Below are 20,775 nucleotides of genomic sequence, written 5' to 3'. Positions count from 1 at the left end.
CCCTCTCTCAATCGATCTGCTGCAGGCTGGACGCCACGGTCAGTACCCACTGCCCGGTACTCAGATAGCGGACCTTGACAAGCCGTTGCGCAGGCCAATGCGGATCCATATCCACGGCGGGTTCGAACCAGAGCCATTCACCGTCCATGCGCACGCAGCGCATGGCCTGATAGTCCGGTATGTCCCCCAGCAACGGCTGCAAAGCCCGCTGCAAGGCCTCCTTGGCCGAGTAAAGCAGACTCAAGGTCTCGGTGGAGCGTGAAGTCAACGCCTCCAGTTCAGCGCGCGTCGCCAGCAATGGCTCCAGCCAGCGGCGCTGCAATTCGGTCAGAGGCACACTGAGATCCACGCCCAGCCACTCACCGGCATGACTGGGCGCAGCCACCGCCACTGCACCGATATCGGCACACCCGATGCTTCCGGTCCAACCCTCCGGCCAGATGGCAGGACCATCGGGCTCGGTCTTGACCTTGGCCGTGCCGGCATAGCCGGCACGGCTCAAGGCCCGGCGGGCGCAAAAACTGCCCGCCAAGGCAGGCCGGCGCTTGCTGGATGCCTGGCGGATCCGTGACGGCAGCCAGTGGTAAGGCGCTGGAGGCGGTGCCGGCCCGTTCAGCCCCACATCGATCCCCATGCCGGCAGGCAAGCGCAAGGCCTGCCGCAACAACCGATCAGGTCTGGACTCTCGTACCGCCATTGCACGCACCTGATCACACACCATTCGTTCAAGGAAACCCAGTCTGCCATAGTCCCGCACGCCGACCCGGCCGTCCGGCCCCGGCCGGGCCGCGTTGCAAGGTCGCAGTCCCTTGACCGAAAGTGTGATGTCAGGAATCGGATGGCGCCGGGTTCCGCCCGGCCAGAATCGCGCTCACATCGCGCAACGACAAGTCGCGCGCGCGCAGCGCGACAGTCAGGTGGAATACCAGATCGGCCGCCTCGCCCAGCAATTCGGCATCGTCCTGGGCTACCGCGGCCAAGGCAGTTTCCACGCCCTCTTCACCTACCTTCTGAGCGATACGGCGGATCCCGCCTTCAAACAGGCGCGTCGTGTAGCTGCCCTCTGGACGCCGCTCATGGCGCTGCCGAACCAGCTCATCCAGCTGGGCGAGAAACCCGAGAGGTGGCTGCTGGTCCGCACCGAAACAACTGCTGCTTCCCAGATGGCAGGTCGGCCCCGCCGGATCGGCCTGCACCAGCAAGGTATCGGCATCGCAATCGCGACGAATGGATTTCAGCTGCAGAACATGCCCCGAACGTTCGCCCTTGGTCCACAGGCGCTGCTTGCTGCGACTGAAAAAGGTGACCTGGCCCGTGGCCTGAGTATGGGCCAGCGCCTCGCGATTCATGTAACCCAGCATCAGAACCTCGCCACTGAGCCAATGCTGCACGATCACAGGCAGCAATCCTTCGCCCTTGTCCCAGTCCAGCGTCGAAAGATCAGTCAGGTCGGTCGTCATGGATAAGCCACCTTGGGATTCTGCCAGCGCATGGCCAGCCCTTCATCCCGCAAATACTGTTTGAGGACCGGAATCTCGATGTTTCCGGAATGGAAAACACTGGCGGCCAAGGCCCCATCAACATCCGCCCGCACGAATGCATCGCGGAAATGGGAGGGCAGACCGGCGCCACCGGAAGCGATCAGGGGCACCTGGCAGATCGAGCGCAAGGCACTCAACTGTTCCAGATCATAGCCTTGCCGCACGCCGTCGCTGCCCATGCAGTTGAGCACGATCTCGCCGGCACCGCGCTGCTGCACCTCCAGTGCCCAGTCCTGCGTGCGACGTGCCAGCGCACGGGTCCGTGACGGGTCACCGGTATACTGTCGGACCCGCCATTCCCCATCACCGTCACGCAGGCTGTCGATTCCGATCACCACGCACTGGGTCCCGAAGGCAGCCGCCAGTTCATTGATCAACTCCGGACGTTCCAGCGCCGGCGAATTGACCGAAATCTTGTCGGCACCGGCATGCAGCACCTCACGGGCATCGTCGACACTGCGGATGCCACCGGCGACGCAGAAGGGAATATCGATCACCCGCGCCACCTGCTCTACCCAGCGACGGTCGACACGGCGCCCCTCGGGACTGGCCGTGATGTCGTAGAACACCAGCTCGTCGGCCCCTTCATCGCGATAACGCATGGCCAGCTCGACCATATCACCCATCACGACATGATCGCGAAACTGGACACCCTTGACGACCTTGCCGTCGCGTACGTCCAGACAGGGAATGATGCGGCGACTCAGCATGGGCGCGGACTCCTTGCAAGGCCGGTGACGATTTCCGGTTTCACAGGCACAGTGCCTCCTTCAGGTCGAAGCGCCCTTCCAGCAGGGCCCGTCCGAGAATCACCGCATCGGCGCCGGCGGCACGCGCATCGCCAATATCCTGCAGCGATCGAACTCCGCCGGAAGCCTGCACCTGCATGTCCGGGACGATATCCTTCAGATGCCGGTACAGGTCCAGATTGAACCCCGCCAGCATGCCGTCCCGATCAATATCGGTGCACAACAAGTGACGGGCGCCGCGCGACGCATACCAAGGCGCCAGCTCGTCCAGCCCGCGCACTTCCATTTCGGTCCAGCCTGCACTGGGGAGACGCCACTGACCCTCCAGCCAGCGCGTATCAAGTGCCAGAACGAGCTGATCGGAACCGAATTCGGACAGCCAGCCGGCCGTCGCTTCCGGATCACGGATCGCCACACTGCCGACCACCACGCGTTCGACGCCCGCATCGAACAGACGCTGCAGATCCGCACGCTCGCGAACACCGCCGCCGGCCTGCACCCGCAAGCCCGAGGCCGCCATGGCCTCGATCACCCGCAGGTTTTCCAGACTGCCGCTGCGGGCCCCGTCCAGATCCACCACATGCAGCCACTGCGCACCGGCCGCGACATAGTCGGCCACCAGTGCGTGCGGGGTGTCGGCATACACCGTCTGCCGGGCATAATCGCCCTGCTTGAGTCTGACGACCTGCCCTGCCCGCAGATCGATCGCCGGAATGACTGTAAACATGCTGCTGGCTTCCTTCACAACGCCAGAAAATTCTTCAGGACACGCGCACCGATCTCCGATGAACGCTCGGGATGGAACTGGGCACCGTGGAAATTGCCGGCCCGGACCATGGCCGAAAACGGGCTGCCGTATTCGCAGGTGGCCAAGGTCCAATCGCCCACCGGCACCGCATAGCTGTGGACGAAATATGCCCAGGCCGGCGCGTCCAGCCCCTCGGTCAAAGGATGGGCCGCCACGGCCTGCAGCTGGTTCCAACCCATATGCGGCACCCGTCGCCCCGGTGCCGCCTCGAAATGGCGAACCGGTGCCGGAATCAGGCCCAGGCAATCGACATTGCCTTCGTCCGAATGCGCGCACAGCAACTGCATGCCCAGGCAGACCCCCAGCACCGGCTGGGTCAGCCCGCGCAGCACATCGATCAGGCCAAGCTCCTGCAGACGTGCCATGCCGGGTGCGGCCGCGCCCACCCCAGGCAGAATCACCTTGTCGGCACCCCGGATGGCGGCGGCATCGGAGGTCAGTGCCGCCTCGACGCCGAGGCGCTGCAAGGCATAACGGACCGAGCCGATATTGGTGCCGCCGGCATCGACCAGCACAACGCTCATGCCAGCACTCCTTTGGTGCTGGGCAGATCGTTGCCGGTGCGAGCCATCGCCTGCCGCAAGGTACGCGCCGTGACCTTGAAGGCGGCTTCGATCATGTGATGGGCATTGTCACCGCGCAAATTCAGATGCAGATTCGCTCCCAGGGTCTCGCACAAGGATCGGAAGAAATGCGGAATCATCTCCACCGGCAGATCCCCGACCCGTTCGGCCGGGATGGTACCCTCGAAAACCAGGTACGGCCGTCCGGAAAGATCCAGCCGGGCATCGGCGGCGGCTTCGTCCATCGGCAGACTGAAACCGTAGCGGGCGATGCCGCGACGATCACCGAGGGCCTGGCGCAAGGCCTGCCCCAGGGCCAGTCCGCAATCCTCGATCGTGTGATGCGGATCGACATGGATGTCGCCATCGCATTGCAGGTCCAGGGCAAAGCCGCCGTGCTTGCCGATCTGCTCCAGCATATGGTCGAAAAAGCCCAGGCCGGTGTGTACCACCGGATCGGCGACCCGGTCCAGATCCACCTTGACCCGGATCCGGGTTTCCTTCGTATCACGCACCACCGTGGCGATCCTCGGAGCATCCAGCAGCAGATGGGCGATTTCCGCCCAGCCGAGACCGTCCGTGCCCACCCGCAGTCCGCGCACGCCAAGGTTGGCCGCCAGCTGCATATCGCTTTCGCGATCGCCGATCACCGCCGAGGCGGCCCGACTCCAGCCATCGTCGGCCAGGTAATGACGCAGCAGGCCGACACCAGGCTTGCGGGTATCCCTGGCCTCGTGCGGAAAACTGCGATCGATCAGGATCTCGTCAAAACAGATGCCCTGGGATTCAAGGATCTGCAGCAGCAGCGCCTGCGGGCCGACGAAATCAGCCTCGGGAAAGGCATCCGTACCCAGGCCATCCTGATTGGTCACCATCACCAGCCGGTAACCGGCACCGACACAGCGCTGCAGCGCCGCGATCACGCCGGGCATCAGCCGGAACTTGGCATAGCTGTCGATCTGCTCGTCAGCCGGCTCCTCGATCAGACAGCCATCCCGGTCGACAAAAAGAATTTTTGCACTCATGCCTGCCCCTCTTCACCCAGCCACGCCCTGAGCACGGCCAGCAGCCGGTCGTTTTCTTCAGGTGTTCCAATCGAAATCCGCAGAGCATCCCCCAGCCGCGGATATTTCCGGATATCACGCACCACGATACCTGCCGCCAGCAAGCGGCGATAGGTCTCGCCCGGATCGTCCAGCCGCACCGCGATGAAATTGGCATCCGAGGGCAGGATTTCGCGCACCCCCGGCCAGCCGGCCAGTGCCTCGACCAGACGCTGGCGCTGTTGCAGCACGATACCCACCCGCTGTCGCGCCAGAGGCCGGGCACCAGCAGACAGGGCTTCCATCGCCGCGCGGATGCTTGGCACCGGCAAGGGATACGGCGCCATGATCCGGCGCAGCAGATCGATCACCGTCGCATCGGCCAGCAGGCAGCCGATGCGGGCACCGGCCAGCCCCCAGGCCTTGGACAGGGTCCGCAACACCGCGACATGGTCATGACGCTCGAGCAGCGCACTGGCACTGGATGAGCCTGCGGCGAATTCCATATAGGCCTCGTCGACCACCAGCATCGCCTTGTCGCGCAAGCCTTCGGCCAGCTGGACAATCACGGCCGGATCGATCCGCTTGCCGGTGGGATTGTTGGGCCCGCAGACAAAGACCAGCTTTACGGCCGGCGTCCAGGCCGCCAGAATCGCTGCGGCATCCGGCGTGAAATCCTCCGCCAGCGGCACTTCGATCACCGCTGCATCCTGGACCCGGGCGGCGATGGCATACATGCCGAAGGTCGGCGGATTGATGATGATCGCATCCTCACCGGCCCGGCAGAAGGCGCGCAGCAGCAGATCGATGGCCTCGTCACTGCCGCGCCCGACCAGTAACTGCTCGGGCCGCACCTGATAGACCTCGGCGAGAGCCTGCACCAGTTCGACCGGCTGGGGCGCCGGATAGCGATTGCAGCCTTCGCTGAATTCACCTTCGGGTGCCCAGCCCAGTTCATTGGCATTGAGCATCACCGTCCCGCCACTGGCCTCAAGGCGGGCCGAGGCATAGGGCTGCATGGCGCGAATCTCGGCACGGGCCCGCTCGAGAATACTCATGCCCCGGCCTCCAGCGTGGCCAGACGCAAGGTCACGGCACGACGATGCGCTTCCAGCTGCTCGGCCTCGGCCAGCAAAGCCGTGCACGGACCGATCCGGCGCAAGCCCTCGGCTGACACTTCCTGCACGGTGATCTGCTTCTGGAAACTGGCGACCGACACGCCGCTGTAACTGCGGGCATAACCATAGGTCGGCAGCACATGGTTGCTGCCGCTGCAGTAGTCACCCACCGATTCGGGTGTCCAGGCCCCCAGAAAGATCGAACCGGCACTTTCGATGCCATCCAGCAGGGCGCGGGGATCAGCCACCTGCAGAATCAGATGTTCGGGGGCGTAACGATTGCTGACCTCGATGGCCTGCGTCAGCGACTCGACTTTGAGCAACCGGCTCTGGCTGAGCGCCCTGGCCGCCACCTCGCCACGCGGCAGTTCACGGCATTGGCGGATGGTTTCGGCCTGTACGGCCTGCAGCAGTTCCGAGGACGGGCTGAGCAGTATGACTTGGGAATCCGGACCGTGCTCTGCCTGTGACAGCAGATCGCTGGCTACAAAGACGGGATTGGCCGCCGCATCGGCAATCACCAGCACCTCCGAAGGACCGGCCGGCATATCGATCGCCGCCCCCTGCGGATCAGCCGAAACCTGCAGCTTGGCCTCGGTGACCCAGCTGTTGCCGGGACCGAAAATCTTGTCACATTTGGGCACGCTGGCGGTGCCGTAGGCCATGGCCGCCACCGCCTGGGCCCCACCCAGCTTGAACACGCGATGCACACCGACCACCTTGGCCGCATAAAGCACCGCCTCGTCGCAACGACCATCCGCCCGGACCGGCGAACACAGGCTGATCTCTCGACAGCCGGCCAGTACCGCTGGAACGCCCAGCATCAAGGCCGTGGACGGCAGGGGCGCCGACCCGGCCGGCACATACAGACCGACCCGCTGCACCGGGCGCAGCACCCGCTCCACCCGCACGCCTGCCGCCGTATCCACCGCCACCGGCAGCGGAGCCGCCGCCGCGTGGAACAGCTTGATGCGGGCGGCCGCCTCCTCGATGGCCGCTTTCAGCTCAGGTGCCAGGGCGGCCTCGGCCGCCGCGAACTCCTCGGCCGGCACTTCCAGGGCATCCAGCTGGCAGCGATCAAGTCGTGCCGTCAGTCTCCGCAGAGCGGCATCTCCGTCCTGTCGTACCTCGGCCACCAAGGCCGCCACATCCCGCTTCAGCGCCTCGGCCTGACTTTGCGCCGGCCGCGTCAGCGCAGCCTCACGCGCGCGCTCGTCGAGTCGGGCCCAGTCCTGCAGGCGGATATCGATATCCAGTGAATCCAGGGTGTTCATGCCAGCATCTTCTCCACCGGCAGGACCAGCATTTCGCGGGCACCGGCCTTCTTGATGTCTTCCAGCTCGCGCCAGGTGACTTCTCCGGCGCACAGTGCCTGCAGCAATACCTGATCGGGCTGGCCCGCGATGCCGAGCAGGATCGGTTGCGGTCCGCCCGGCAGGAGCCGGGTGACCTGCTCCAGATGCTGACGCGAGGTCTGCAGCAGCAACAGGCGGGATTCACGGACCTGGATCACGCCGTCCAGTCGCTTCAGCAGCAGCTCCAGCATGTCACCGCGCTCATCGGCCGGCAGCTGCTTCGGTCCTGCCAGTACGGCCTCGCTTTCCAGCAGGATGTCGGTTTCGCGCAACTGGTTGGCGACCAGGGTACCGCCGCTCTGCACCAGGTCACAGATCGCATCGGCCGTACCGAGTCGCGGCGCTATTTCCACCGAGCCCGCCAAGGTAATCACCTTGGCCTGGATCTGCCGGCGCTGCAGCCAGTCGCCGACCAGACCGGGATACGAGGTGGCGATGCTGAGACCCTGCAGGGTTTCCGGCCCCTGGTAATTCAGCTCCTGCGGCACCGCGATGGACAGCCGGCAACGACCGAAACCCAAGGTCCGCAATTCGCTGAGTTCGGCCTGCTCCGGCGGTGCCGTCAACTGAAATTCGCTGAGCACATTGCGCCCCACGATGCCTAGATCACAGACGCCTTGGGCGATCAGGCCCGGAATATCGTCATCACGCACCAACAGCAGGTCTACCGGCTCGCCTTCGCCAAAACAGAACAATTTGTCGCGGCTCTGCCTGAAACTCAACCCGCAACGGGTCAGCAGATCCTGTGCCGGCTCGGTCAATCGGCCGGACTTCTGCATGGCAATACGCAAACGGTCACGTGTACTCATAGATCAAGCCTTCTCTTCCGTCGCCAGCGGGCGACCTGCAGCCGCCGCAGCCGCGGCGAGGTAGCCACCGCTACCCTGGTTCAAATAACGGGCGACCCGGCCGATGGTGGTGATGCTCACCGCCGTGCGCTCATGGATTTCACGATAGGACAGTTTTTCCAACAGGAAGGGCACGACCCGCCAGCGGTCGATCATGACTTCCAGCTCGGCCGGCGTGCACAAGTCATGCAGAAAAGCCTGCATCGACTCCACCGACTTCAACGAGACCAGGGCCTCGCACAGACTGGCCTCGGCCTCTTCGTCTGGAACTGAGGGACTGAGAGATCGACGCTTCATAATGTACTAATGCGTTAATACGATAGGTGAAGCATACGACAGCGCCAGCTCGCCGGCAAGCCGATGGAGGGCAGATACCCAGTTGACGAGCTGCCCACTACTGCAGCCCGGATGTATTCGACTCAGCAGTTTGACTTGGGGTGCGAGGCCATGCCCCGACCGCAAAGCGAGCTCAATCTCAACTCGACCTGTCACTGATTGAATTTAGTGTGCGCCGATGGTCCAGATGGACTGGTAAATATCTGCACGGCACTGGCTTGGCGAGAGCCGAGGTCGTCATCGACTTGAAGGTGATTGCCGATACCCTGATACATTTTGCGCGCCGGCAACACCGAGGCGTAGTACCTATCTGAGCTCGAAGGACCAGCTTCCAGCACCCTCATCATCGAAAACGCGTCTGTGGGCACGTCGCATGCAATCATTCGGCGCTTTTCCCGGCCGCGCAGGGGACGTGATCAACGCATTTGGCCTCATATCCACAGGACAAGTGAGTTAATCGAGACTTCCCCAAGCAACCTCCGCCACCCAGCACCCTGACACAAAAAGTCAGTCAGTTGGCGTCGGTACGTGAAAAATACCCTTGATACAGTTCAGATTGACAACTGCAATCTGAACATGGGCCTTGGCCGCAAACCCGCTTCCAGGATACAACTCACCGCCCTCAAGGAATGGCGCCCGTACCGTATCGAAAGGCCTTATCACATCGGACTTGTCACTACTGGCTATACGATGCGGATTCTTGATAACCGCGCAATCAAGGTTTCGAATCAACTTGTTTTGATGCTTGTCCTGCGCGATATCCTGATTCTGTGGCAGCGCCTGACCTGCCTCGCGGCAAGTCTCAACCAGGTCACCATAAGACCTCATTACCATCGCCAAATCGTCACGATTACTCAGATCAAGGCAATTCCCGAGATCAATGACCACGCCCACCACGCAAGGTGCGTATGATTTGCCACGGTCACGCCGAGTTTTCGCCCATTCCCACGCACGAAGTGGATCGGACTCCCAGACATAAAAGCCGGGGCCGAGCCAGTCGTAATCTCGTTCAGACCTGGAGGGCGAGGCCTTGCACTCGACAAGCTTCTTGGCGACGGCCTTTGAACGGCCGTGGTATCCAAGCACGAACGAGGTGTGAAGATGACTCACTTGGACCCAAGCTTTTTCAATACGGGCTCCTGTGCGTACTTCTTGTCAATTTTGCCCTTGGCTGTAACAACGCCCAACTCCTGCAGCGCCTTGAGCGCCGTTTCCGGGGTGGCAGTATTTTTTTCGAATGCGGCTCGATCACCGCCAGCGCAGACTTGAGGTCTTTGATATACATCAATTCGTCCTCGAATCATTGAACCGTCAAAAGAAGCTTTCCGGAGCAAGAAGTGATCACCGAAGGACCGCAATCATCCTACTCCAGCAACGCATCAGCTGCCATTCACTCACTGAACTGGCCATATGAAAGCCAGCAGGCGTTCGGAATGCCTGACCGGGCACAGAGCCGACTCCGAATGCAAAGAGACCGGCCACAGCCGGTCTCTTTCAACATGTCCACAAGCGAGCGGAGTCGATCCGTCACATATGGCAGCAGCAGGCTTACTGCTCGATGCGAGCCTGGGCCAGCTCGACGCGCAGCGACTTCACCAGCTCCGCCCGGGCAACCTCGAACTGGTCGCCGCGATGCAGATCCTTGACCGTCACCATGCCCTTGGCCAGCTCGTCTTCGCCCAGCACCAGTACAAAGCGGATACCGGCGCGATCGGCGTATTTGAACTGCTTGCCCAGCTTGCCGTTGTCCAATACCACCTCGGTGGCAATGCCCGCCGCACGCAGCTCACCGGCCACCGCCAGATAATCCGGCAGATGCGCCGCATCCATCTGGGTGACCAGCACGTCCACGGTGCTCTGAGCGGTGTTCAGCAAACCCGCCTCGCGCAACTGCCAATAAAGCCGGGTCAGGCCAATGGAAATGCCGACGCCAGGCAGATGCGACTTGGTGTACTGACCCGCCAGGTTCTCGTAACGGCCACCGGAACAGATGGAACCGATTTCAGGATGCTCGGTCAGCGTGGTCTCGTAGACCGTGCCGGTGTAGTAGTCCAGACCGCGCATGATCGACAGATTCAGCGAGAAATGGGTCTCCGGCACACCGAAATCGCGAATCAGGGCCATCACCTGCTTCAACTCGTCCCGGCCCTGCTCCATCAAGTCAGAGCCGGTGCCCAGGGCATCGAGCTTGGCAAAGGCGTCATCCACCGAGGTCGAGCGCACCTGGACCAGGGCCAGGATCTTGGCGACCACATCTTCGGCCAGACCAAAGCCCTCGCCCCGCAAGGTGCTGGCCACATAGTCGGGGCCGCGCTTGTCCAACTTGTCGACTTCGCGCAGCACCAGGGTCTGCTGCGCGGCATCGGCAACACCCAGACTCTCGAAATAACCGCGCATCAACTTGCGATTGTTCAGCTGGATCGAGAAGGGCCCGATCGCCAGCTCGCGGAACACGCTGTAGATGACGGCCGGCAGCTCGGCATCGTAACGAACCGACAAGGCATCCTTGCCGATCACATCGATATCGCACTGATAGAATTCGCGGAAGCGGCCGCGCTGGGCACGCTCGCCGCGGTACACACGCTGCATCTGATAGCGACGGAAGGGAAAGGACAGATCGTGTTCGTGTTCGGCCACGTAACGCGCCAGGGGCACGGTCAGATCAAAACGCAGCGCCAGCTCGGGCACACCCTCCTGACCTTTTTCCAGTGCACCGGTGGACTGCACGAAATAGACCTGGCGCTCGGTTTCGCCGCCGGTCTTGGTCAGCAGCACATCGGTATGCTCGATCACCGGCGTCTCGATCGGCAGAAAGCCGAAACGCTCGTAGTTGCGACGGATGGTGTCCAGCATGCGCTGGAAGGCGATCTGGTCAAGCGGCAGCAGCTCGAGCACACCGGGAATGGTACGGGCCTGGGTCAGCGCCATGATTTCCTCAACAGACGGTAAGCCGAATACGGCGGATATATGCAATGCGCAAGGATACCAGCAAGCCCGCCTGCGCGCCTTGCCGGGTCATTCCCAAAAAAATGAAAGAATTCCATAGAAAATGCTTGCCAAAGACCTGGCGCATCCCTAAAATACGCAGCTCCTGACGGGGTGTAGCTCAGCCTGGTAGAGCGCTACGTTCGGGACGTAGAAGTCGCAGGTTCGAATCCTGTCTCCCCGACCAAAATTCGACAAGAAAGCCACCCTTGCGGTGGCTTTCTTGTTTGCGGCCTTCAAGGCTTGCCGGAACTGATCGGCAAGATCCGCCCCGGGACAATGGCCATCCCCGCCCGGTCGACCACCCCGCCGAAACCGGCACCCCGGACCGACCCGCCAGTCGCGATGCGCGAAGACCGAGACTGGTCGGCCGAAACGGCGGCAAACAAATTTCAACAAAGCTCTGGACGAGGCGATGCCAGACAGATAGAATAGCCGGCTTCCAGCGGGGTGTAGCTCAGCCTGGTAGAGCGCTACGTTCGGGACGTAGAAGTCGCAGGTTCGAATCCTGTCTCCCCGACCAAAATTCGACAACAAGGCCACCCTCGCGGTGGCCTTGTTGTTTTCCGGTTTGCGATCAAGAAGCCTCTGGCCATCACATCCAGGGCCTGCCCGGTTCTCAGCCGGATATCCGGCCAGATATGCCGCGAAGACAGGACTCCCCCACCTGTGCCGGCATACCCACGCATCCTCCTCAGGCGTGCCGGATCGCAGCCAGTCGGCGCCCCGTCAACGCAAAGTCGATACGCAACATCAACCCCGGCACTGGCGATGCCCCCTCCGAAGTCCAGGCCATCAAGCCAGCCCGTCGATGCGAGGCGAATTCAGTACTAAGGCCCTGGACCTTCGACAACATCCGATCCGCACCCGACTGCCGTCATGCAAGCATGCCGGGGAGTGCGGCGGTCGTTTATTGAAATACTATCAATAGGATGCACTCTTTTCTTCACGCGGATTTCACAACAATCGAGGCATCTGTCACAATTGACAGCCACTTTAGCTCGGCCGTCCTGCATGCCTTTGACCCCACGCCAAGAGTCCGATGAAGCCACGCGCCTGGATCGCATGGCACAGTCTTGGCGAGATCATCTGTCAAAGGCCCCCCAGGCCACACTGCAATTGCTGGCCGCGCTGCCCGGTCCCGTGGTGGCCGATCTGGCCAACGATTTTTACCGAGCCTTGCTGGACGATCCTCGCGCATCGCGCTTTCTCAGTTATGACGATGTCTGGACGCGGCTCAAGCCGGCGCTGGAGCGCTGGCTGCACGCCGTGCTCAAGGCGAAGTCCGATGATGCGATGGAGCTGACCCAGCTCAATCATCGAGCTGGGTCATTGCATGCCCGCATTGATCTGCCGGTCGACCTGATGACCCAGGGATTCCGCATTCTGCGTCACCGGCTGGCAGAGGCCTTGCAGCGGGAGGAACCCGATCCCGCCCTGGCTTACAGCGCCCTGTGCGTCGCCGGCGAGTCCATGGACCTGGGACTGGAAGGCATGAGCGCCGCCTATGTCTCAGGCTCCGAGCGCTCGGCGCGCAGCGACGCCACCTACCGACTGTTCTCTTTGATGCGCAATGCCGGCACCGAACGCGAGCGGCAGCGCGCCATGCTGCTGGACTGGGAGAACAGCCTGCTTTACATGATGGCCAGCGGCGGTGATATCTCGTCCATCAGCACCCTGACCGAGACGGAGTTCGGGCGCTGGTTCATTCACAAGGGCGCCCCCAGCTTCGGTGACCACGAGGCCGTGGTCACCGTGCAAAGAGCCATGCTCGCCATTGACGCGCTGCTCTGGCGGTTGCCGGATGCAGGCTCTGACCGCATGCATCTGCTGGAAGCCATTCGCGACCACCTCAGCAACATCCGCCAGTCACTGACGGTGCTGTTCGAACAGGTCAGCGAACTGGACTCCGGAACCGATGCTTTGACGGCCTTGCTGAATCGTCGTTTCCTGCCCTCTGTATTGCGGCGTGAGATTCTGCTTTCCGATCGCAGTGGCGACCGTTTTGCCCTGCTGTTGCTGGATATCGACCACTTCAAGACGATCAATGATCGTTTCGGCCATGCGGCCGGTGATGCGGCACTTCGGCATGTCGCCGACCTGTTGGGGCGCCTGACCCGGGGCAGCGATTACTTGTTCCGCCTCGGTGGCGAAGAATTCCTGGTCGTCCTGGTCGACTGCGAAGAGGCCCGAGCCACCATGATCGCCGATCAGATCTGCCGGCAGTTGTCCGCCACTCCCATGGATTGGAGCGGAGTCGATCAAGGCATCACCGTCACAGCCAGCATCGGTGTGGCCGCCTACGACGGCCATCCAGACTATGAGTACCTGATGCGTCGGACGGATGCGGCGATGTATCAGGCCAAACAGGCCGGGCGCAACCAGGTCTGCGTCAGCCGGATTTCTCCCACGGCGGATTGACCATCCCGCCTGTCGCAAGGCACGCCATGCCGGCATGACCGGCGCGGACGCGAAGGCTCGCCAGCCTATCCGCTGCGGACACAGTTGCGCCCTGCCGCCTTGGCTCGATACAGGGCACGATCGGCTTCCACCATCAGCTGCGAGAACGACGACGGTCCGCTGCCGCCATGACGCACCCCTATGCTGGCGGTATAGCTGATCCACAGCCCACCAGCATTCACGCTGCGCGATTCGATGGCCAGGCGGATCTGCTCGGCGACCTGCCGGCCTTGCTCCTGACTGCTGCCGGGCAACCAGACAAAGAACTCCTCACCGCCGATCCGGGCGACAAGATCCTGCTCACGAGTCCATCGATGGATGATCCCGGCGCAATGCATGATCACCTGATCACCGGCAGGATGGCCATGTCTGTCATTGATCTGCTTGAAGTCATCGATATCGATCGCCAACCCGCATCCCTTGATGGGCGCGTTCGACAAGGCCTCCTGCAGACCGCGACGATTCAGCAACTCGGTCAACGCATCACGAGAAGCCATGCGACGCAGGTCCGCGATGCCGCGTTCGTAGGCCAACGACAAGCTGAAGGCCCCACTGGCCACGATGTGAATTGCGGCCGCCCCCAAGTGCACGGCCAGCAGCCCATCCAGCGGCAACAGGCTGGTCATGCCAGGATGCAACAACCAGCCCTCGCCCACTCGCAACACCGATGACAACAGCATGATCAGGTAGGCGACGATCAGCCCCCAGCGGGAAGGCAGTCTGGGCGTCGCACGCCACAAGGTGGACATGATCGCCAGCATCTGCAAGATCAACACGATATTGACCGCGCCAAAAGCCAGCCCCTTGCCGCAGTGGTCAGCCGCCAGCAGCGCTCCTGACACCAGCAATGCCGCAGCGAGCGTCCATATGGCCCTGGCTCGATACCCGAAAAATCCGTGCAGAGCCCTCCATCGCAAGCCCAGTGCCGCCACCAGCAGCACATTCGGCACCAGCAAGACATGCGAGTCGCCATCAATCAATCGGGCAAACATGACGAAAGCGATAGCGAACACGATCTCGGACATGGCCAGGTTCAACCAATAAGGCCGATCCGAACCACGCCACCACGCCACCAGATATACCACCGCGAACATCAGCAACGAGATCGCGTTGACCAGAAACAGAGTGGCGGGATCGATGGGAATCATGGCCGCCGATTCTACTGCAGGAATGCGCTGCGTCCGTCGGTTGCATGACACGGCCACCTCGTTCTCCGCCAGACCCATGAGCGGCATGGACTCCAGGCGGCGGCTTTGCCGCACGAAACGAGCCAGCCCGTACAACCCGACAACGAGACGCCCTGTCGCTTCGGCCTGCCCCTCGGTTGCCAACAGACGGCAGGTTCAGCTGTGCCACTGGCCCGCGCACTCTCGTGTGTCAGACGAACCGCCATCCCTCCGATGAATGGCAAGCCCTCAGGAATCGCACCGCTTTTTCCAGGGCGAGGACTTGCCGTCCAGATCGTGCCCCATACCGAAAGCCCCTCATTCAATACGTAAAATCAACAGCTTGCGCAACGTTTGAACTTCGTTTGCCGATAATGAGGACTTTGCGATGCGGCTGGCGGATGCTGCGGCCCCGATCGCCTGGCTCAGGCGACTGACCAGCGACGGATGCTGTTTTACCCGGTCCCGACATGCTTCCGCTTCAGTTGGATAAAGTGCATCAAGCCTTGGGAACAGCCCCTTCACCATCAGCCCCTTCACCATCAGCACCTGAAAGCAAAACACCATGCCTGCATCCGCCAGCTACATTCGAAACCTCGAGGCCGATTTTGTCTGGTTCAAGATCCACCCTGCGAGCCTGCCGTTCCCGCGGATGATCGCGGCGAGCCTGGGCAGCCTCTGGATCCTGCTGGGACTGCTGCTGATCACCTGTGGCAATGAACCACCTGCGATAACCGCAATCGCCGCAGCCATCGAATCGGTGGCGTTGTGGTGCATCTTCCAGTGGAGCTGGCGTCCTGGCCCGGCTCGCACTTTCCGCGTCCCGCAGGCTTTCGTGGTGAGTCGCGAAGGGCTGCAGAACCGGGCATTCAGCATCCGGGCAAGCGACATCCGCCGACTGGTGGTCCGTAACGAGATCACCCAGCTGGAATACGCCGCCCCCCTGCGATCACAACCGCTGATGGCCTACCAGCAAGCATCTGCCGGACGCATCGCGGAAGATGCGGGCAACGACGCGCATGGCCGCAGGCCGAGTCATCGTGGCAGGATCATCGAGGTGAGCTACCGGCTGGATGTCGAAGGATCGACTTGTCTGCATACCTTGTGTGGCGGTCTCGACGCCTTGACCGCCCGCCGGCTGCTGGAGGAAGTGCGCCATGGGCTGAATCGTGCCGGCTATGATGCCGGTGACGACCAGCCTGCCGTTGCCGATGGGCCAGTCAGGCCGATCACGGAATGGCCGGCGGTGGGCTTCCGACCATCCCGCATCGAGTCGCTGCTCGAACCGGCTTAGCCCCCCTCGGCGGCACCTGCATCCGTGACTCCTGCCAGCGCCGCCCGCCCCGACAGTCGATAGGCCCCCGGCGACATCCCCGTATGGCGTGCGAAGAATCGACTGAAATAGGCCGGATCCTTGAAGCCCAGGGCGTAGGCGATCTCGCTGGCCGAGGCGCCTGTGGCGCGCAGCTGCCTGCGAGCTTCGTCCGTCAGACGCTCGAAAACCAGTCGCTTCGAGGAGCGGCCGGCAAACAGACGGCAGACCTGGTTGAGACGACTGGCGGTGACTCCGACCTCGCGGGCATAGCGCAGCAAGGGCCAGTGTTCCCGGTAGTGCTGTTCGATCAGGGCATTGAAGCGACGGAACAAGCGGACATCATGACGGCGCAGTCGGCCATTCGACATGGCCTGCCGCTCAAGTCGCAGCAAGCTGACAAAGATCAGCCGGATCAAGGCCGCAACGGCAACATCCTGACCTGCCCGGAAAACCGTCAATTCACCGGCGAGCCGCTCCAGCCAGCTGTCGACCTGCAGCAGCAAGGCCCGCTCATTCTCGACCAAGGTCGCGGCGGCGACGCACAACGGCCTTACCCGGCCGTCGGACACCAGGCCGTGACGGGGATCGAGCAGAGGCCAGATCCATTGCTGGCGGAGGGTCAGGACATGGCCTTCGCAAGCCGGATCCAGACTGAAGGCATGCACCACCGCCGGGGGAGTCAGGAAACACATCGGTCCTTCCAGCCGATATCGACGGTCATTCAGACAAACCGTCACGCCGCCATTGCGGATGTAGTGGAGCTGATAGCAGCGATCGTGGAAATGCGCGGCCATCGACCGGCCATGCAGTCCCGCCATCTGCGCCACACTGGCCAGCCTGATGTCGTCATCCGGCCATGCCTGCGGTTGCATCTCGGCAAGCTCCGGAAGCGCTGAAGGGATCAACTTGGGCACGACGGCCTCCTTTGCCTTCGATCAGGCCGCGATTCGGGCACGAACACCTTTGCCGCTGGCGGGACGCGGCCCTTCCGCCAACCATGCGCGCCGTTCGGCCATCACCATCCGATGACCGGGCAGGCACTGCCACGCTAGCCACGCCGACGTGATCTTCGCGTGCATGTCGCCGATTGATATGCATGCAGGCCTTCAGGCTGCCAGCGGATAGCGGATAGCGAAGGCGGGCCTTTCGCAAGCCCGAGGTCATCAGCCGGCACACGTCAGACCGAGCCGCGGCGCTCCATGGAAAGTACCTGTCAATGCACCGGAAAGGCCATTTCCGCTGACCCACGCCCTCGCCCATCATGCAGTCGCGCCGCAGCCGCTTGATCCGGCGACAGGTCATCTGCCGGCGTCCGAAAGGAAGTGCTCCAGCCCATGTATCGACTTCGCATCCGCCATCGACCGGCCGGCCGGCAAGTCCTGATTCTGAAGTGGCACGCTCTGAGGAGATCCACATGAACCACCTTTCATCCACCCTCGCGCCCTGCCTGCTGGGTGTCGCGCTCAATTATCGAGGCCTGCTCGAGCAATGGCGGCCCCGTTTCGAACGGCCGCCTTACCTGCAGGCCCCGCAACAGCCGGTACTGTTCATCAAGACGCCCAATACCCGCAACCAGGATGGTGGCAGGGTGACCCGGCCACGCGGTCATCGACTGCAACCCGGCCCGGCTCTTGGGGTTGTGATCGCAAACGAAACCCGGCGGATCCATGCCGATCAGGCCGGCAGTCATATTGCCGGCTACGTCATCGTCAATGAATTCAGTCTGCCTGAAGAAAGCTATTACCGGCCCGCACTGAAGGACAAATGCCGTGACGGCTTTTGCGTGGTAGGCCCCATGACCGCCGCGACCGCCATTCCCGATCCGCATGGACTAGGCATCCGGCTGCAGGTCAACCATGAGCTGCGCCAGCACAACCATACCTCGAACATGGTCCGCACGGTTCCGCAACTGCTGGCGTCCATCTCCGGCTTCATGACACTGCAGGCGGGCGATGTACTGATCACCGGCAGTCCCGAAGGCCGGGTCGATGTCTTGCCCGGCGACGAAGTCATCGTGGAAATCGATGGTCTGGGTCAGCTGCACAATACCATCGTGGCCGAGGCCGACTGAAATGAAACATGCCAGGATCCGTTATCAAGGGCAGTCCCGGGACGCCATCGTCGAAGCCGATGGTGGTCTGCGTCTGACCGATGGGCGTCGCCTCGGCGAGGATGAGGTCGAATGGCTGCCTCCCGCCAATGGCACTCTGTTCGCACTGGGGCTCAACTATGCCGACCATGCCGCCGAACTCGATTTCAAGGCGCCGACCGAACCCCTGATTTTCGTCAAGTCACCGAGCAGCTATATCGGCCATCGCCAGACCACCCGTCGCCCCCGGGACATTCTGCACATGCATTACGAGTGCGAACTGGTGGCCGTCATCGGCAAGACCGCCCGCAAAGTGCCCCGTCACGCCGCCCTCGATTACCTGGCCGGCTATACCGTCTGCAACGACTACGCGATCCGCGACTATCTCGAGAATTACTACCGCCCCAACCTGCGCGTCAAGAATCGGGATGCCGGCACCCCGCTGGGACCCTGGATCGTCGATGTCGACGACGTGCCCGATCCGTCCCGATTGCAGCTGCGCAGCTGGATCAATGGCGAGCTGAAACAGCAGGGCAATACCGCCGACATGATCTTCGACATCCCCTTTCTGGTCGAGTATCTGTCGAGCTTCATGACCCTGGCGCCGGGCGACATGATCGCCACCGGCACTCCCAAAGGGCTGGCGTCCGTGGTGGCCGGCGATGAAGTAGTGGTCGAAGTCGAAGGCGTGGGCCGCCTGCTCAACACCATCGTCGGCGATCCCTGAAGCCGCCTCAGCGGCCCGTCCGACCTACCGTTCAAGGCAAGGAGCACAAGATGATCAAGCACTGGATCAACGGCCGCGAGGTCGAAAGCCGTGAAGTCTTCGAGACCTTCAATCCCGCAACGGGCGATGTGATCGAGGAGGTGGCCAGTGGTGGTGCCGCCGAAATCGATGCCGCCGTCACTGCCGCCCGCCAGGCCTTTCCCGGATGGGCCGCCACCCCGGCAAGGGAGCGGGCGCGGCTGATGCGGCGACTGGGCGATCTGATTGATCAGCAGATCCCGCAACTGGCAGCCCTGGAAACCCGCGATACCGGCTTGCCCATCCATCAGACCCGGAACGTGCTGATTCCCCGGGCCTCGCACAACTTCCGGTTCTTCTCCGAAGTCTGTACCCGGATGGATGGCCACAGCTATCCGGTGGATGACCAGATGCTCAACTACACCCTGCATCAGCCCGTCGGCGTGTGCGGACTGATCTCGCCATGGAATGTTCCGTTCATGACGGCCACCTGGAAGACTGCGCCCTGCCTGGCCCTGGGCAATACCGCGGTATTGAAGATGAGCGAGTTCTCGCCATTGACCGCCCACGAACTGGGCCGGCTGGTACTGGAGGCCGGTATCCCTGCCGGCGTGTTCAATGTGGTCCAGGGCTATGGTGCCAGTGCCGGCAATGCCTTGGTGCAACATCCCGATGTGAGGGCCATTTCCTTTACGGGAGGCACCGAGACCGGCCACACCATTCTCGGCCATGGCGGGGTCAAGAAATATTCCATGGAACTGGGCGGCAAGTCACCGGTACTGGTATTCGAAGACGCCGATATCGAACGGGCACTGGATGCGGCCTTGTTCACCATCTTTTCCATCAATGGCGAGCGCTGTACCGCCGGCAGCCGGATCTTTGTCCAGGAAAGCGTCCATGACGCCTTCGTCACGGCCTTTGCCGAACGTGCCGAGCGGCTGATCCTCGGCGATCCGGAGGACCCTTCCACCCAGATCGGCTCCATGATCACCTCCCGTCATTACGACAAAGTCACCGGCTATATACGGATCGGCATCGAGGAAGGTGCCCGCCTGCTCGCCGGAGGTCCGGAACGCCCCGCCGGCCTGCCCGCCCATCTGGCTCGCGGCCATTTCATACGCCCCACGGTCTTTGCCGACGTCGACAACCGCATGCGCATCGCCCAGGAGGAAATTTTCGGCCCGGTAGCCTGCCTGATGAAATTCAAGGACGAGGCCGAAGCACTGCAACTGGCCAACGACACCCGCTATGGCCTGGCCTCCTATGTCTGGACCCAGGATATCGGGCGCGCCCATCGGGTCGCCCGCGGGATCGAGGCCGGCATGGTCTTCATCAACAGCCAGAACGTACGCGATCTGCGCCAGCCCTTCGGCGGCGTCAAGGCCTCGGGAACCGGTCGCGAGGGCGGCGAATACAGCTTCGAGGTGTTTACGGAGACCAAGAATGTCTGTGTCTCGATGGGACAGCACCCGATTCCACGCTGGGGCCTGCCGAAGGCGCATTGAGCCAGACCGGTAGCCGCGGCAGCCGGCACGGGTGCCTCCACCTAGCCGGCTCCAGACCCGATGGGCGGCCAAGGCAGCGCCTTCTGCCGCCTTCCAGCCCGCTGCGCGTCGGCGCGGTCGCAACACAGGCTGATCATCCACCCAAGGAG

21 protein-coding genes and 2 tRNA genes are annotated in these 20,775 nt (G+C 62.5%); 8 read left to right on the top strand and 15 right to left on the bottom strand.

What is annotated here, in order from left to right; genetic code table 11:
• Window positions 1-7: 7 nt before the first annotated feature.
• From FRAAU_RS08620 to FRAAU_RS08575, 10 genes are all read right to left on the bottom strand, one after another.
• Window positions 8-697, bottom strand: coding sequence for a 4'-phosphopantetheinyl transferase family protein (locus tag FRAAU_RS08620; protein ID WP_014403155.1), 690 nt, complete (start codon window positions 695-697; stop codon window positions 8-10).
• Window positions 698-827: 130 nt separating this feature from the next.
• Entirely contained in the window at window positions 828-1,460 is a 633-nt protein-coding gene (gene hisIE, locus FRAAU_RS08615; protein WP_014403154.1) for a bifunctional phosphoribosyl-AMP cyclohydrolase/phosphoribosyl-ATP diphosphatase HisIE, read from the bottom strand.
• Window positions 1,457-2,251: an imidazole glycerol phosphate synthase subunit HisF gene (hisF, locus tag FRAAU_RS08610; protein ID WP_014403153.1), complete on the bottom strand. Its 795-nt coding sequence runs from the start codon at window positions 2,249-2,251 to the stop codon at window positions 1,457-1,459. Before hisF ends, hisIE begins: the two co-directional genes overlap by 4 nt.
• Before the next feature lie 40 nt (window positions 2,252-2,291).
• Window positions 2,292-3,017, bottom strand: coding sequence for a 1-(5-phosphoribosyl)-5-[(5-phosphoribosylamino)methylideneamino]imidazole-4-carboxamide isomerase (locus tag FRAAU_RS08605; RefSeq protein ID WP_014403152.1), 726 nt, complete (start codon window positions 3,015-3,017; stop codon window positions 2,292-2,294).
• 14 nt (window positions 3,018-3,031) lie between these two features.
• Window positions 3,032-3,622, bottom strand: a complete 591-nt coding sequence (gene hisH / locus FRAAU_RS08600) for an imidazole glycerol phosphate synthase subunit HisH (protein WP_014403151.1) — start codon at window positions 3,620-3,622, stop codon at window positions 3,032-3,034.
• A complete protein-coding gene (hisB, locus tag FRAAU_RS08595) occupies window positions 3,619-4,686 on the bottom strand; it encodes a bifunctional histidinol-phosphatase/imidazoleglycerol-phosphate dehydratase HisB (protein ID WP_014403150.1) in 1,068 nt (355 codons plus the stop codon). The genes hisH and hisB overlap by 4 nt, the downstream gene beginning before the upstream one ends.
• Window positions 4,683-5,762 carry a histidinol-phosphate transaminase gene (gene hisC, locus FRAAU_RS08590; RefSeq protein ID WP_014403149.1) on the bottom strand — a complete coding sequence of 360 codons (1,080 nt, stop codon included), beginning with the start codon at window positions 5,760-5,762 and terminating at the stop codon, window positions 4,683-4,685. Before hisC ends, hisB begins: the two co-directional genes overlap by 4 nt.
• Window positions 5,759-7,096 (bottom strand): histidinol dehydrogenase, encoded by a 1,338-nt coding sequence (gene hisD, locus FRAAU_RS08585; RefSeq protein ID WP_014403148.1) that lies wholly within the window; start codon window positions 7,094-7,096, stop codon window positions 5,759-5,761. The genes hisC and hisD overlap by 4 nt, the downstream gene beginning before the upstream one ends.
• Window positions 7,093-7,986, bottom strand: coding sequence for an ATP phosphoribosyltransferase (gene hisG / locus FRAAU_RS08580; protein ID WP_014403147.1), 894 nt, complete (start codon window positions 7,984-7,986; stop codon window positions 7,093-7,095). The genes hisD and hisG overlap by 4 nt, the downstream gene beginning before the upstream one ends.
• A gap of 3 nt (window positions 7,987-7,989) precedes the next feature.
• Entirely contained in the window at window positions 7,990-8,322 is a 333-nt protein-coding gene (locus tag FRAAU_RS08575; protein ID WP_014403146.1) for a YerC/YecD family TrpR-related protein, read from the bottom strand.
• A gap of 567 nt (window positions 8,323-8,889) precedes the next feature.
• Here FRAAU_RS08575 and FRAAU_RS17230 point away from each other — a divergent pair.
• A complete protein-coding gene (locus FRAAU_RS17230; RefSeq protein WP_156803388.1) occupies window positions 8,890-9,273 on the top strand; it encodes a hypothetical protein in 384 nt (127 codons plus the stop codon).
• Between the two features lie 194 nt (window positions 9,274-9,467).
• On the opposite strand, the gene FRAAU_RS17225 is transcribed toward FRAAU_RS17230, so the two are convergent.
• Together FRAAU_RS17225 and hisS are read right to left on the bottom strand one after the other, a co-directional pair.
• Entirely contained in the window at window positions 9,468-9,719 is a 252-nt protein-coding gene (locus FRAAU_RS17225) for a hypothetical protein (protein ID WP_156803387.1), read from the bottom strand.
• A gap of 190 nt (window positions 9,720-9,909) precedes the next feature.
• Window positions 9,910-11,283: a histidine--tRNA ligase gene (gene hisS / locus FRAAU_RS08565; RefSeq protein WP_217176290.1), complete on the bottom strand. Its 1,374-nt coding sequence runs from the start codon at window positions 11,281-11,283 to the stop codon at window positions 9,910-9,912.
• 173 nt (window positions 11,284-11,456) lie between these two features.
• On the opposite strand from hisS, the gene FRAAU_RS08560 reads away from it, so the two are divergent.
• The 3 genes from FRAAU_RS08560 (at window position 11,457) to FRAAU_RS08550 (ending at window position 13,767) form a co-directional block, all read left to right on the top strand.
• Window positions 11,457-11,533 (top strand) — tRNA-Pro (locus tag FRAAU_RS08560).
• A 259-nt stretch (window positions 11,534-11,792) separates the two neighbouring features.
• A tRNA-Pro gene (locus FRAAU_RS08555) sits at window positions 11,793-11,869 on the top strand.
• A 542-nt stretch (window positions 11,870-12,411) separates the two neighbouring features.
• A complete protein-coding gene (locus tag FRAAU_RS08550) occupies window positions 12,412-13,767 on the top strand; it encodes a diguanylate cyclase (protein ID WP_245546343.1) in 1,356 nt (451 codons plus the stop codon).
• 65 nt (window positions 13,768-13,832) lie between these two features.
• Here the strand turns inward: FRAAU_RS08550 and FRAAU_RS16485 are convergent, their stop codons facing one another.
• On the bottom strand, window positions 13,833-14,954 hold the full coding sequence (locus tag FRAAU_RS16485; protein ID WP_169314754.1) for a GGDEF domain-containing protein: 1,122 nt from the start codon (window positions 14,952-14,954) through the stop codon (window positions 13,833-13,835).
• A gap of 336 nt (window positions 14,955-15,290) precedes the next feature.
• On the bottom strand, window positions 15,291-15,539 hold the full coding sequence (locus tag FRAAU_RS08540; RefSeq protein ID WP_041270488.1) for a hypothetical protein: 249 nt from the start codon (window positions 15,537-15,539) through the stop codon (window positions 15,291-15,293).
• Here FRAAU_RS08540 and FRAAU_RS08535 point away from each other — a divergent pair.
• Window positions 15,538-16,266: a hypothetical protein gene (locus FRAAU_RS08535; RefSeq protein WP_014403141.1), complete on the top strand. Its 729-nt coding sequence runs from the start codon at window positions 15,538-15,540 to the stop codon at window positions 16,264-16,266. The genes FRAAU_RS08540 and FRAAU_RS08535 overlap by 2 nt on opposite strands.
• Here FRAAU_RS08535 and hpaA read toward each other — a convergent pair.
• A complete protein-coding gene (hpaA, locus tag FRAAU_RS08530; RefSeq protein WP_014403140.1) occupies window positions 16,263-17,201 on the bottom strand; it encodes a 4-hydroxyphenylacetate catabolism regulatory protein HpaA in 939 nt (312 codons plus the stop codon). The two genes, FRAAU_RS08535 and hpaA, sit on opposite strands and share 4 nt — an antisense overlap.
• A 500-nt stretch (window positions 17,202-17,701) precedes the next feature.
• Here hpaA and FRAAU_RS08525 point away from each other — a divergent pair, with 500 nt between their 5' ends.
• The 3 genes from FRAAU_RS08525 to hpaE are packed head-to-tail and all read left to right on the top strand — an operon-like array spanning window position 17,702 to window position 20,626.
• A complete protein-coding gene (locus FRAAU_RS08525) occupies window positions 17,702-18,358 on the top strand; it encodes a fumarylacetoacetate hydrolase family protein (RefSeq protein ID WP_014403139.1) in 657 nt (218 codons plus the stop codon).
• Window position 18,359: 1 nt separating this feature from the next.
• Entirely contained in the window at window positions 18,360-19,103 is a 744-nt protein-coding gene (locus tag FRAAU_RS08520; RefSeq protein ID WP_014403138.1) for a fumarylacetoacetate hydrolase family protein, read from the top strand.
• A 50-nt stretch (window positions 19,104-19,153) separates the two neighbouring features.
• Window positions 19,154-20,626, top strand: a complete 1,473-nt coding sequence (gene hpaE / locus FRAAU_RS08515) for a 5-carboxymethyl-2-hydroxymuconate semialdehyde dehydrogenase (protein WP_014403137.1) — start codon at window positions 19,154-19,156, stop codon at window positions 20,624-20,626.
• The last annotated feature ends 149 nt before the right edge of the window (window positions 20,627-20,775 follow it).

The sequence above is a fragment of the Frateuria aurantia DSM 6220 genome, assembly GCF_000242255.2.
In the GTDB taxonomy this organism is placed as follows: Bacteria; Pseudomonadota; Gammaproteobacteria; order Xanthomonadales; family Rhodanobacteraceae; genus Frateuria; species Frateuria aurantia.
The sequence above is the reverse complement of the archived record's forward strand: the minus strand, read 5'-3'. Positions and strand labels throughout refer to the sequence as shown.

Excerpts from the sequence above, each read along its gene's own strand:
- FRAAU_RS08520 (WP_014403138.1), top strand. The coding sequence starts at position 18,360 with ATGAAACATGCCAGGATCCGTTATCAAGGGCAGTCCCGGGACGCCATC.
- FRAAU_RS08605 (WP_014403152.1), bottom strand. The coding sequence starts at position 3,017 with ATGTTTACAGTCATTCCGGCGATCGATCTGCGGGCAGGGCAGGTCGTC.
- FRAAU_RS08535 (WP_014403141.1), top strand. The coding sequence starts at position 15,538 with ATGCCTGCATCCGCCAGCTACATTCGAAACCTCGAGGCCGATTTTGTC.
- hisIE (WP_014403154.1), bottom strand. The coding sequence starts at position 1,460 with ATGACGACCGACCTGACTGATCTTTCGACGCTGGACTGGGACAAGGGC.
- FRAAU_RS08550 (WP_245546343.1), top strand. The coding sequence starts at position 12,412 with ATGGCACAGTCTTGGCGAGATCATCTGTCAAAGGCCCCCCAGGCCACA.
- hisB (WP_014403150.1), bottom strand. The coding sequence starts at position 4,686 with ATGAGTGCAAAAATTCTTTTTGTCGACCGGGATGGCTGTCTGATCGAG.
- hisD (WP_014403148.1), bottom strand. The coding sequence starts at position 7,096 with ATGAACACCCTGGATTCACTGGATATCGATATCCGCCTGCAGGACTGG.
- FRAAU_RS08575 (WP_014403146.1), bottom strand. The coding sequence starts at position 8,322 with ATGAAGCGTCGATCTCTCAGTCCCTCAGTTCCAGACGAAGAGGCCGAG.
- FRAAU_RS16485 (WP_169314754.1), bottom strand. The coding sequence starts at position 14,954 with ATGATTCCCATCGATCCCGCCACTCTGTTTCTGGTCAACGCGATCTCG.
- FRAAU_RS08620 (WP_014403155.1), bottom strand. The coding sequence starts at position 697 with ATGGCGGTACGAGAGTCCAGACCTGATCGGTTGTTGCGGCAGGCCTTG.
- hisG (WP_014403147.1), bottom strand. The coding sequence starts at position 7,986 with ATGAGTACACGTGACCGTTTGCGTATTGCCATGCAGAAGTCCGGCCGA.
- hisC (WP_014403149.1), bottom strand. The coding sequence starts at position 5,762 with ATGAGTATTCTCGAGCGGGCCCGTGCCGAGATTCGCGCCATGCAGCCC.
- FRAAU_RS08525 (WP_014403139.1), top strand. The coding sequence starts at position 17,702 with ATGAACCACCTTTCATCCACCCTCGCGCCCTGCCTGCTGGGTGTCGCG.
- FRAAU_RS08540 (WP_041270488.1), bottom strand. The coding sequence starts at position 15,539 with ATGGTGTTTTGCTTTCAGGTGCTGATGGTGAAGGGGCTGATGGTGAAG.
- hisF (WP_014403153.1), bottom strand. The coding sequence starts at position 2,251 with ATGCTGAGTCGCCGCATCATTCCCTGTCTGGACGTACGCGACGGCAAG.
- hpaE (WP_014403137.1), top strand. The coding sequence starts at position 19,154 with ATGATCAAGCACTGGATCAACGGCCGCGAGGTCGAAAGCCGTGAAGTC.
- hisH (WP_014403151.1), bottom strand. The coding sequence starts at position 3,622 with ATGAGCGTTGTGCTGGTCGATGCCGGCGGCACCAATATCGGCTCGGTC.